This is a genomic window from Pseudomonas sp. GM102 (assembly GCF_000282555.1).
Classification (GTDB): domain Bacteria; phylum Pseudomonadota; class Gammaproteobacteria; order Pseudomonadales; family Pseudomonadaceae; genus Aquipseudomonas.
This window is the reverse complement of the sequence record NZ_AKJB01000047.1, coordinates 69,568-81,155: the sequence shown is the minus strand read 5'-3', so window position 1 is coordinate 81,155 and position 11,588 is coordinate 69,568. Positions and strand designations below refer to the sequence as shown.

Below are 11,588 nucleotides of genomic sequence, written 5' to 3'. Positions count from 1 at the left end.
TTATAACTAGAGCACGAGCGACGCAGGAAGCCCTTGGAATGGAATCGAAAGAACAGCTGTTGATGGAGCTACTCGGCCTTACGGCCCGCTCCCTGACCCACCTCACTGCTTCCATGACCTCGATGTCTTTCGAGCTGTTGCGCAGTGAAGACGAAGTCACGAAGGTAGCTGGCCGGCGCATGATCGACCGCATGGCCACCGTCAGCGCCGGGCTCGACGAGCATTGGCGACTGATCGGCGAGCTCACCGGCGTGCATGTTGCCCATGAGCAGATCGAAACCATCGAGGAGATCCAGTTGCAGGCGCCGCCGAGTCTGCCGTCGAACTGATCCCTTGCTGCCATTGGCTGGCCTGATGGCCGCCGATTCACAAGACGAACGTCGCTGGCCAAGGAGTGGGTCGCGCGCCATAGTTTTGTTCCCGCGGCCGATATTGCCCGCCCAGAACAAAACAGAGACTGGCCATGACCAAGACTCTCCATCACCGTGCGTGCCACCTGTGTGAAGCCATCTGCGGCCTGACCATCGAAACCACCGAGGTCGAAGGCAGCGGTGTACAGATCACCTCGATCAAGGGTGATCCACAGGACACCTTCAGCCGCGGGCATATCTGCCCCAAAGCGGTTGCCCTGCAAGACATCCAGAACGATCCGGATCGCCTGCGTCAGCCGATGCTGCGAGTAGGCCGCGAATGGCAGCCTATCGAGTGGGAAGATGCTTTCAGCCTTGTGGCCGAACGCCTGGCGGCGATTCAGGAGCGTCACGGGCAGAACGCGGTGGCGGTCTATCAGGGCAACCCCAGCGTGCACAACTACGGGTTGATGACCCACAGCAATTACTTTCTCGGCTTGTTGAAAACCCGCAACCGGTTTTCCGCGACGTCGGTCGACCAGTTGCCCCATCACCTGACCAGTCATTTGATGTACGGCCACGGTTTGCTGTTGCCGATTCCGGACATCGATCACACCGATTTCATGCTGATCCTGGGCGGCAATCCACTGGCTTCCAACGGCAGCATCATGACTGTGCCGGATGTAGAGAAGCGCCTCAAGGCGATTCAGGCGCGGGGCGGCAAAGTGGTGGTGGTCGATCCGCGTCGCAGCGAAACGGCGGCGATTGCCGATCAGCATTTGTTCGTGCGCCCCGGTGGCGATGCGGCGCTGTTGTTCGGGCTGCTCAATACCTTGTTTGCCGAAGGCTTGACCCACGACAGTCATTTACCGGTCGATGGCCTGGATAAAGTGCGTGAGGCAATCGCAGGGTTCACCGCCGAAGCCATGAGCCCGCTGTGCGCGGTGCCCGCCGAGCAGATCCGCCAATTGGCACGGGACTTCGCGGCAGCGCCGACGGCGGTCTGCTACGGCCGTATGGGCGTTTCGACCCAGGCTTTCGGTACCCTGTGCCATTGGCTGGTGCAACTGATCAATCTGGTCACCGGCAACCTCGACCGGGTGGGCGGTGCGTTGTGCACCGAGCCTGCGGTGGATCTGGTGGCATCGACCTCGGGCGGGCATTTCAACCGATGGCAGAGCCGGGTGTCTGGACGTCCGGAATACGCTGGAGAACTGCCGGTGTCGGCGCTGGCCGAAGAGATGCTCACCGAAGGGGAAGGGCAGGTTCGCGCGCTGATCACCGTGGCGGGTAATCCGGTGCTGTCCACGCCCAATGGCCGACAACTCGAGCAAGCGCTGGAGGGGTTGGAGTTCATGGTCAGCGTTGACCTGTATATCAATGAAACCACGCGTTATGCCGACCTGATTCTGCCGTCGACGTCTGCGCTGGAAAACGATCATTACGACACTACGTTCAACATGTTCGCGGTGCGCAACGTCACCCGCTTCAACCGGGCGATCCTCGCCAAGCCCGAAGGCGCGCTGCATGACTGGGAAATTTTCGTCGGGCTGGCCAAAGCCTTTGCGGCGAAGACTGGCAAGGAGCTGAAACCGACCATCGCGCCGGCGCAGATGATCGACCGAGGGCTGCGGATGGGCCTGTATGGCGACGCTTCGGAACACAAGCTGTCGCTGGCGACCTTGTTCGATCATCCTCATGGTATCGATCTCGGGGCGCTCAAACCCAACCTGGCGCCACGCTTGAAAACGGCCAATCAGCGAGTCCAGGCAGCACCCGTCGAGATCCTCGCCGACCTGACGCGCTTCGCGGCACTGCAAGCACCGGCAGCCGATGAGTTGCTGATGATCGGCCGCCGCCATGTGCGCAGCAACAACTCATGGATGCACAACTATCACCGCCTGGTGAAGGGCAAGCCGCGTCATCAACTGCTGATGCACCCGGACGACTTGGCCAGCCGCGGGCTCAGCGACGGGCAGCGGGTGCGCGTCAGTTCGCGGGTCGGCGTGATCGAGGTTGAAGTGATCGCCAGCCTGGATATGATGAAAGGAGTGGTCAGCCTTCCTCACGGTTGGGGTCACGCGCGACCGGGTGTGCAGATGACAATTGCCAGCGGCCAACCCGGCTCCAGCGCCAATGACCTGACTGACGAATGTCAGCTCGATGAGTTGTCGGGCAACGCGGCGTTGAACGGCGTACCGGTGACCGTGGCGGCGGCGTGAACATGACTGTCGGGGAGGCCGAGCATGGCGCTCGGGTTTCCGTTACAATGCGCCACCGTGCCGACCACTGAGTCGGAAAGTTCAGCCGAGGTGCTCCATGGATATCATCGAAACGATTAAAGAGCAGATTGCCAACAACACCATTCTGCTTTACATGAAAGGCTCGCCGAATGCCCCACAGTGTGGGTTCTCCGCGAAAGCCGCTCAGGCTGTTATGGCCTGTGGCGAAAAGTTTGCCTATGTGGACATCCTGCAGAACCCGGAAATCCGCGCCAACCTGCCAAAGTACGCCAACTGGCCAACCTTCCCGCAACTGTGGGTCGGCGGCGAACTGGTCGGCGGTAGCGATATCATGACTGAAATGGCTGCTGATGGTTCGTTGCAAGCGACGATCAAAGCCGCTGTTGAAGCTGCTGCTGCCAACAAGACCGACGCCTGATTCGGTACTTGGAGTGGGCGGTGTGGCGAGGGAGCTTGCTCCCGCTGGGTCGCAAAGCGGCCCCAAAATCCTTACAGTCGATGAAGGTTTTGTGAGTGCTACGCACTCAAGCGGGAGCAAGCTCCCTCGCCACAGGGATCGCCGCCCGCTCGCTCCAACAAGAGCGTGCCTGTGTAAACAATATTCAGGACAAGACAGCGCACACAAAAAAGCCCCGCCTCTATAAAAGAGAGCGGGGCTTTTTATTGCATCGCGATTAGCGGCGTAGCATTTACTCTTCGCCCATCTGCGACTGCAGATAGTTCTCAAGACCGACTTTATCGATCAGGCCCAGTTGGGTTTCCAGCCAGTCGATATGTTCTTCTTCGGATTCAAGAATGTCTTCGAGCAGTTCACGGCTACCGAAGTCGCCGACAGTTTCGCAGTGAGCGATAGCAACTTTCAGATCGGCATGGCCGTCGCGCTCGATCTTCAAGTCACACTCAAGCATTTCCTTGGTGTGTTCGCCGATGTGCAGCTTGCCCAGGTCCTGGACGTTCGGCAGGCCTTCAAGGAACAGGATGCGTTTGATCAGCTTGTCAGCGTGCTTCATCTCGTCGATGGATTCGTGGTACTCGTGCTTGCCGAGCTTGTTCAGGCCCCAATCTTCATACATGCGTGCATGCAAAAAGTATTGGTTGATCGCGACCAGCTCATTGGCAAGGATCTTGTTGAGATGCTGGATGACTGTAACGTCGCCTTTCATGATGGGGTCCTGCCCTGAGTAGCTGTCTATAAGGCAGAGTTTGAGCCGCGTAATTAAGAGTGTCAAACCTAAGTTATTGAAACTTAAATGAAAATTAATCGGAATAAGAATGTTTGTGTTCCGCGTCTAGAGCCTAAGCGATTGATTTCCAGACATAAAAAAACCGGACATCAAGTCCGGTTCTTTGAAATACGGTAATTATGCAGCGGTAAATTCTGCGGGGTAGGGGATAGCCGCCTGGGCCGATTGCAGTTTGCCCAGGGTTTCGCGGACCACTTCCTTGGCAAGGCAGGCGCATTTACCGCATTGGCTGGCAACGCCAGTGGCCTGACGGACTTCCCGATAGCTGCAGCAACCTTCATAGATTGCATCGCGGATTTGACCGTCGGTGACGCCAGTGCAGAGGCAGACATACATAAGTGAAAACCGTCGCTGGTTGTGACTCAATTGCGATGGATCTTAATGTTAACGAGAATGATTGTCAAAGTGGTTTCTGAAAGGTTTTCGTCATAAGGGCATGTGACTGACGAACGGTTTCTTCTCACACCTTCCATGAGGAAAATATAGCAGCGGCCTTTCACCTGGCAGAAAAAACCGTTGAGGACAGGTCAAAAACGCGGTGTATGATGGTCGGCCTTTTGCGAAGGGGGATCGTGTCACAGGGCTGTCGCCTGAGGGTGGCAGGCTGATACGAACCCTGTACTTCACCGTTATTACACCAGGAGATATCCAATGAGCGTACTCGTAGGCAAACAAGCCCCTGACTTCACCGTACCGGCCGTACTCGGCAATGGCGAAATCGTAGACAGCTTCACCCTGTCCTCGGCCATCAAAGGCAAATACGGCCTGGTGTTCTTCTACCCACTGGACTTCACCTTCGTTTGCCCGTCCGAGCTGATCGCTCTGGACAACCGCATGTCTGATTTCAAGGCACGCAACGTGGAAGTGGTAGCCGTTTCGATCGACTCGCACTTCACCCACAACGCTTGGCGCAACACCCCGGTCAACAACGGTGGCATCGGCGAAGTTCGCTACACCATGGCGGCCGACCTGAAGCACGAAATCGCCAAGGCCTACGACGTTGAGTCCGAAGGCGGCGTGGCTTTCCGTGGCGCGTTCCTGATCGACGACAAAGGCGTTGTTCGCTCGCAGATCATCAACGACCTGCCGCTGGGCCGTAATATCGAAGAGCTGATCCGTCTGGTCGACGCTCTGCAATTCCACGAAGAGCACGGCGAAGTTTGCCCTGCCAACTGGAAAAAAGGCGACAAAGGCATGACCGCTTCCACCGAAGGTGTTGCGGCTTACCTGACCGAGAACGCTGCTGCGCTGTAAGGCACGTTCGAGGCATAAAAAAACCGGCCGCCAAGGCCGGTTTTTTTATGGGCGGGATAAACCCAGGCTGTTCACTTGTGGAGAGGGAGATCAGTGATGGATCAGTCGTTGTAGTCTTCCCAGCCGCCCATTTGTTTCCAGCGATTGACGATGCCGCAGAACAGGTCAGCCGTCTTCTCGGTGTCGTAGCGGGCCGAGTGGGCCTCGCGACCGTCGAAGTCGATATCGGCTGCCTGGCAGGCCTTGGCCAATACGGTTTGACCATAGGCCAGGCCGGCGAGGGTCGCCGTATCGAAACTGGAGAACGGGTGAAACGGGTTGCGTTTCATGTCCAGGCGCGCGACAGCGGCGTTGAGGAAGCCCAGGTCGAAGCTGCTGTTGTGCCCGACCAGAATCGCCCGTTTGCAACCGTTGGCCTTCAGAGCCTTGCGCACACCACGGAAGATATCGGTCAGGGCCGCTTCTTCACTCACCGCCATGCGGAGCGGGTGATCGAGCTTGATCCCGGTGAATTCCAGGGCTGCCGCTTCGATGTTCGCGCCTTCGAAAGGCTCGACCCGGAAGAAATAGGTGTGCTCAGGGTACACAAAGCCTTTTTCATCCATGCCGATCACGGTGGCGGCGATTTCCAGCAGGGCATCGGTGGCCGAGTTGAAGCCACCGGTTTCTACGTCGACAACGACCGGCAGGTAACCACGGAACCTGGCCGCCATTGGATGGCGGGAACCGCCTCCGCCGCCATTACCGTCCTGTTCGTCGTCGAAATGGTCTTCACTCACGCGTGTTCCTCCAGCAGGCGCCAGCGCAGTTTTTCACCGGCGCGCAGCGGGATTACAGTCAGCTCGCCAAACGGCAGGCTGGTTGGGGCGGTCCACTCATCGCGAACCAGGGTGATGCGATCGGTGTTCGCCGGCAGGCCGTAGAAACGCGGGCCATTGAGGCTGGCGAAGGCTTCGAGCTTGTCCAGCGCGTTGCGCTGTTCAAAGGCTTCGGCATACATCTCGATCGCGGCATAAGCGGTGTAGCAACCGGCACAACCGCAAGCCGCTTCTTTGGCGTGCTGGGCATGGGGCGCCGAGTCGGTGCCGAGGAAAAACTTGTCGCTGCCGCTGGTAGCGGCGTCGAGCAGGGCTTCCTGGTGGGTATTACGCTTGAGGATCGGCAGGCAGTAGAAGTGCGGCCGAATCCCGCCCACCAGCATGTGGTTGCGGTTGTACAGCAGGTGATGCGCGGTGATGGTTGCGCCGACATTGGCCGAAGCCTCGTTGACGAACTGCACGGCGTCAGCGGTGGTGATGTGTTCAAACACCACTTTGAGGGTCGGGAAACGCTCGACCACTCGACGCATGTGCTCGTCGATGAAGATTTTTTCGCGATCGAAAACATCGACATCGCCACGGGTGACTTCACCATGAACCAACAAGGGCATCCCGACGTCGGCCATGGCCTCGAGTGCAGGGAAAATCTTGTCGATGCTGGTGACGCCAGAATCCGAGTTGGTGGTCGCGCCGGCCGGGTACAGCTTGGCGGCGTAGACGAAACCGCTGGCCTTGGCCTCACGAATTTCTTCGGGTTGAGTGCGGTCGGTCAGGTACAGCACCATCAGCGGTTCGAAGCGGCTGCCGGCCGGACGCGCGGCGAGAATCCGCTGGCGATAGCCATTGGCTTCAGCCGCGTTGCGCACCGGCGGTACCAGGTTGGGCATGATAATGGCGCGACCAAAGGTGCGCGCGACATCCGCGACGGTATTGGTCAACACAGCACCATCGCGAAGATGAATATGCCAGTCGTCGGGACGCAGCAGGGTCAGGCGGTCGGACATGAGGGGATTCCAGGCGGGTCAAACTCAGGGGAATGCTACCGGAAAAGACTCTTGCAGGCACTCGCTATCAAGTTTTGCAGCAAGCTTCCGATATCCAACAGGTACGCCGTAAATATGTGTGTCGGTCTTTTTGTTGCAGAAGCCAGTGGAGCCTCCCGTGCGCCAGCGTTATTTAGCCTTGCTCAGTGTGTTTGCCAGCCTTCCCGCGATGGCGCTCACTTTCCAGACCCGTCTGGAGAGCATCGAGTGGACGGTCGAAGGTGACAAGTTCGAATGCCGCCTGACTCAACCCATCACCGATTTCGGTTCGGGGGAGTTCGTGCGCCGCGCTGGCGAGCAGGCGACATTTCGTCTGAAGGCCTACAACTCGATGATCGGTGGCGGTTCCGCGACCTTGCTGGCGGCCGCTGCGCCATGGCAGCCGGGGCGTGGCGACATCAACCTGGGCTCGGTGCGAATCGGCAGTGGCAACGTGCTGTTCAACAGCTCGCAAGTTCAGGCCGGGCGCCTGATCAGTGGGTTGATGGACGGTCGCAGCCCGGTCGTTCGACACTCCTCGGGTGACGGTCGGGTATCTGAAGTTCGCCTGCTGCCGGTCAAATTCAGCAAGGCCTACAGTGACTATCAGGGTTGCGTGGCCAAGTTGCTGCCGCAGAATTTTGAACAGGTGAAGCAATCCGAAGTCGGCTTTCCGGGGGAGGGCATCGATCTCGACGCCCAAGCCAAGGCCCATCTGCAGGTCATGCTGGAGTTCATGAAAGCCGATCCGACGGTCAACCACATTGAACTCGACGGCCATTCCGATAACAGCGGTAACCGCCTGACCAACCGCGAACTGTCGCGACGCAGGGCGCTGGCCGTGATGGATTTCTTCAAGGCCAATGGTATTCAGGAATCGCAGATCACCCTGCGTTTTCACGGTGAGCGCTATCCTCTGGCGCCGAACACCAATGCCGCCAATCGGGCGAAGAACCGCCGGGTTGCCGTACGTCTTGAACGGGTAGCGCCGACCGAGCAACCGGCGCCTCAAGCCACCGCTTCCGCGGGCAGCGCGAAGACCACCTGAACCTGCTGAAATCGTCGCTCGCTCGACATAATCTGTCGCTTCGTCGTCATAAGCTGTCGCGCCTCTGTAAATTATCCTGCATGAGCGGTAGACTTGACGGCTTTCCGTAGAACCCCGTGGAGTGATGGCATGGCGGACGTAAACAAGGTCGTTCTGGCGTATTCCGGCGGCCTGGACACTTCGGTGATCCTCAAGTGGCTGCAGGATACTTATAACTGTGAAGTAGTGACCTTCACCGCTGACCTGGGTCAGGGCGAAGAGGTCGAACCGGCCCGCGCCAAGGCACAGGCCATGGGCGTAAAAGAAATCTACATCGACGATCTGCGCGAAGAATTCGTGCGCGATTTCGTGTTCCCGATGTTCCGCGCCAACACCGTTTATGAAGGCGAGTACCTGCTGGGTACTTCCATCGCTCGTCCGTTGATCGCCAAGCGCTTGATCGAAATCGCCAACGAAACCGGCGCTGACGCCATTTCCCACGGCGCGACCGGCAAGGGCAACGACCAGGTTCGTTTCGAACTGGGCGCCTACGCCTTGAAGCCAGGCGTGAAAGTGATTGCTCCTTGGCGCGAATGGGACCTGCTCTCCCGTGAAAAGCTGATGGATTACGCTGAAAAGCACAACATCCCGATCGAGCGTCACGGCAAGAAAAAATCCCCGTATTCGATGGATGCCAACCTGCTGCACATCTCCTATGAAGGCGGCGTGCTGGAAGACACCTGGACCGAGCACGAAGAAGACATGTGGAAATGGACCGTCTCCCCGGAGAAGGCTCCTGATAAAGCGCAGTACCTGGAACTGACCTACCGCAACGGCGACATCGTCGCACTGGACGGCGTCGAAATGACCCCGGCCACCGTGCTGGCGACCTTGAACCGGATCGGTGGCGAACACGGTATCGGCCGTCTGGACATCGTCGAAAACCGCTACGTCGGCATGAAGTCCCGCGGATGCTACGAGACCCCGGGCGGCACCATCATGTTGCGCGCTCACCGTGCGATCGAATCGATCACTCTGGACCGCGAAGTGGCTCACCTCAAAGACGAGCTGATGCCTAAATACGCCAGCTTGATCTACACCGGTTACTGGTGGAGCCCTGAGCGTCTGATGCTGCAACAGATGATCGATGCTTCCCAGGCCCACGTGAACGGCGTAGTGCGCCTGAAGCTGTACAAGGGCAACGTGATCGTCACCGGCCGCAAGTCCGACGAGTCGTTGTTCGACGCCAACATTGCGACCTTCGAGGAAGATGGCGGCGCCTACAACCAGGCCGATGCGGCGGGCTTCATCAAGCTCAACGCCTTGCGCATGCGCATCGCGGCGAACAAAGGCCGGAAGCTTTTCTGAGACCTTTGAGTCGGTAATGGATGTGTGGCCTCGCTGATGAGGCCACACATCTGAAAGAGGGATACCCTGTCGTATTCAGCTTTTCTTCTTGCCTTTGTCAATACCTTTCTTCGCTTCTTTCTCCAATGGCTCTTCAAGAGCTGGCTGCTGTGTGCCTGTAAAGATTTTGACCAATCATCGTCAGCTCGTGTGAATTCAAATTGTAAGCGATGCAGAACGTCGCGCCGTTGCGTTTCTTGGTGTGCTTTGAATGCCTGAGTGCACTTTCCTTCAGCAACGTCTCCGACTCGGCACAGGTGAGAAACACGATCATCTGAGCCGGGTTTTCCTGTGCTTGCTGGATTTTCTCCACCAAGGCGCTGAATGCCATTTTGTTGCTCATCCACCGTGCATCAATGATATGCAGGTCTTTCAAGTGCTGGGGCAGGCGTACATGGTGCTGGGTCGAGCTTTCATGCGGTGCCGGGTCGCTTCCTGATCGATTAACGTTCCCCATGACCTTCATGAAGTGTTCCTCTTTTTTGAAATCGGAGGGCGCGTAAAGCGATCGATAGTTGAAATTGAGTGTGACGAAAAAAAGAAAAAGTAAATAAAAGGGGAAACTAATCAGAAACCAGACATAGAGTTCTCTATCCTTGTTGTCGAGAAAGGGGAGGGACACGGCGGCCGATGTTTCAGACAGTGCTGCAAATATTGCAATGATTGTCATGGGGTTGGTGATTCTTTTTTTGAGTTTTATCATGTCTTCTGCTCATGAGATATTATTTCTTCTCGATTTGTTTGTGAGTGTGGGTCTTGGGGTGATAATTAATGAATGAGATTTTTCTGTTGTTATGTCGGGCTCTTTTTAGTGGGTGATGTGGGTCGTTATAGTAACTGTATTGTTCTTGGTTCGGGTGTGACTATTCATTTGTTTTAAAGTTATATGGGTTTATTCTGTGGGTGAAATGTTGCTGTGTGTGAGCTTTCATAAGCCATTCGAATCGAGTTGTACAGGGGCTGGAAAATGCTCGTTACTTTTAAGAGTAGCTCAATAGCCGAAGTCTGTCGGATGACTAGTGTGAGACCCTGTTCTTGTGTTTTTTGGTTGAAAGTCGATACAAATAACCGTCCAAGTGCTGAGCAGTGTACGGCGAGTAGCAATCTCATGACTCACGATATGCAATGATTTTTTGTAGGAATAATCCGTGTTGTTTGTAGGCCATGTCTCTCGCTGCGGGTGGCCGGGGGTGATGGCATGCCATGGGTGAAACGACTAGGCTATGGTGCGGGCTCTAAAAATTCGAACAGCGAAATTGGACTTGCCCATGAATAAAGTGCTGATCGTGGATGATCACCCCGTCATTCGTCTTGCGGTACGTATGCTAATGGAACGTCATGGCTACGAAGTCATTGCAGAAACAGATAATGGTGTAGATGCATTACAACTTGCCCGTGAACTAATGCCGGATATTGTCATTCTGGATATTGGAATACCGAAGCTGGATGGGTTGGAAGTCATCGCGCGTCTGGCATCGACGGCGATGCCTCTTAAAGTTCTGATATTGACGTCCCAGGCGCCAGGGCATTTTTCCATGCGTTGCATGCAATCGGGTGCCGCGGGATATGTCTGCAAACAACAGGATCTCACTGAGTTGCTCAGTGCAATAAAAGCCGTACTGTCAGGCTACAGCTATTTTCCCAATCAGGCTCTGCATACCGTGCGTTCCAGTCTTGGGAACGCCAGTGAAGCCGATATGGTGGATCGTTTGTCCGGGCGAGAGATGATGGTCCTGCAACAGCTGGCCCGAGGAAAGACAAACAAGGAGATCGCCGATGGAATGTTCCTCAGCAATAAAACCGTCAGTACTTACAAAACGCGTCTGCTGTTAAAGCTTAATGCTCGCTCACTGGTCGACCTGATCGAATTGGCTCAACGCAATGGCCTGGTATGAAGCTGTCAGCGTTTGACGGATGAACGGGCGTTTATCAGGGGTCGGCACTTAGTAAAAAGCCTCCGTTTCGGGAGGCTTTTAAGTGTCATAAGTCAAAATCGTAATCGGCCAATTGCTTCTGCAGTCGGCGCTCCTCCAGCAGATTGTCGATGGTGCGGCGTTTGCTCAGGTTGGTCTTTGCCACTTCCACTACCGGCTCTGCGTCATCGGCCTCAACGGGGGTGAAGTCGTCTTCTACGTCCAATTGCTCTTTGCCAGTGCTCATAAGGTTAACTCCAGGCTAAGGCTGCCCTTTGGCGCTCCTTATATCGACAATTTCCCGGCGGGT

13 protein-coding genes are annotated in these 11,588 nt (G+C 56.5%); 7 read left to right on the top strand and 6 right to left on the bottom strand.

The genetic code is table 11. The features are described 5' to 3' along the window. Positions 1-38 precede the first annotated feature (38 nt). The 3 genes from PMI18_RS19910 to grxD all read left to right on the top strand — a co-directional run bounded on the left by PMI18_RS19910 (position 39) and on the right by grxD (position 3,011). On the top strand, positions 39-329 hold the full coding sequence (locus PMI18_RS19910; protein WP_007898515.1) for a hypothetical protein: 291 nt from the start codon (positions 39-41) through the stop codon (positions 327-329). A gap of 134 nt (positions 330-463) precedes the next feature. Then, positions 464-2,572: a molybdopterin oxidoreductase family protein gene (locus PMI18_RS19915; protein ID WP_007898514.1), complete on the top strand. Its 2,109-nt coding sequence runs from the start codon at positions 464-466 to the stop codon at positions 2,570-2,572. Between the two features lie 97 nt (positions 2,573-2,669). Next, positions 2,670-3,011, top strand: coding sequence for a Grx4 family monothiol glutaredoxin (gene grxD, locus PMI18_RS19920; protein ID WP_007898513.1), 342 nt, complete (start codon positions 2,670-2,672; stop codon positions 3,009-3,011). Between the two features lie 271 nt (positions 3,012-3,282). Here grxD and bfr read toward each other — a convergent pair whose 3' ends face one another. Both bfr and PMI18_RS19930 read right to left on the bottom strand, forming a co-directional pair. Beyond that, positions 3,283-3,756, bottom strand: coding sequence for a bacterioferritin (gene bfr, locus PMI18_RS19925; protein WP_007898512.1), 474 nt, complete (start codon positions 3,754-3,756; stop codon positions 3,283-3,285). Between the two features lie 198 nt (positions 3,757-3,954). Further along, entirely contained in the window at positions 3,955-4,173 is a 219-nt protein-coding gene (locus PMI18_RS19930) for a bacterioferritin-associated ferredoxin (protein ID WP_007898511.1), read from the bottom strand. A 315-nt stretch (positions 4,174-4,488) separates the two neighbouring features. Here PMI18_RS19930 and PMI18_RS19935 point away from each other — a divergent pair, with 315 nt between their 5' ends. Next, entirely contained in the window at positions 4,489-5,091 is a 603-nt protein-coding gene (locus PMI18_RS19935) for a peroxiredoxin (RefSeq protein WP_007898510.1), read from the top strand. Positions 5,092-5,192: 101 nt separating this feature from the next. Here the strand turns inward: PMI18_RS19935 and rnt are convergent, their stop codons facing one another. Further along, complete coding sequence (gene rnt, locus PMI18_RS19940) at positions 5,193-5,870, bottom strand: ribonuclease T (RefSeq protein ID WP_007898509.1); 678 nt, start codon at positions 5,868-5,870, stop codon at positions 5,193-5,195. After that, on the bottom strand, positions 5,867-6,913 hold the full coding sequence (gene pyrC, locus PMI18_RS19945; protein ID WP_007898508.1) for a dihydroorotase: 1,047 nt from the start codon (positions 6,911-6,913) through the stop codon (positions 5,867-5,869). The genes rnt and pyrC overlap by 4 nt, the downstream gene beginning before the upstream one ends. Before the next feature lie 157 nt (positions 6,914-7,070). Between pyrC and PMI18_RS19950 the strand changes: the two genes are divergently transcribed. Next, positions 7,071-7,979, top strand: coding sequence for a flagellar protein MotY (locus tag PMI18_RS19950; RefSeq protein ID WP_007898505.1), 909 nt, complete (start codon positions 7,071-7,073; stop codon positions 7,977-7,979). 129 nt (positions 7,980-8,108) lie between these two features. Beyond that, on the top strand, positions 8,109-9,326 hold the full coding sequence (locus PMI18_RS19955; protein WP_007898502.1) for an argininosuccinate synthase: 1,218 nt from the start codon (positions 8,109-8,111) through the stop codon (positions 9,324-9,326). Between the two features lie 133 nt (positions 9,327-9,459). On the opposite strand, the gene PMI18_RS19960 is transcribed toward PMI18_RS19955, so the two are convergent. Continuing rightward, entirely contained in the window at positions 9,460-10,068 is a 609-nt protein-coding gene (locus PMI18_RS19960; RefSeq protein WP_007898498.1) for a hypothetical protein, read from the bottom strand. 565 nt (positions 10,069-10,633) lie between these two features. On the opposite strand from PMI18_RS19960, the gene PMI18_RS19965 reads away from it, so the two are divergent. Then, positions 10,634-11,260 (top strand): response regulator transcription factor, encoded by a 627-nt coding sequence (locus PMI18_RS19965; protein ID WP_007898495.1) that lies wholly within the window; start codon positions 10,634-10,636, stop codon positions 11,258-11,260. Positions 11,261-11,345: 85 nt separating this feature from the next. Here the strand turns inward: PMI18_RS19965 and PMI18_RS19970 are convergent, their stop codons facing one another. Next, positions 11,346-11,525: a PA3496 family putative envelope integrity protein gene (locus PMI18_RS19970; protein WP_007898493.1), complete on the bottom strand. Its 180-nt coding sequence runs from the start codon at positions 11,523-11,525 to the stop codon at positions 11,346-11,348. Between the last annotated feature and the right edge of the window lie 63 nt (positions 11,526-11,588).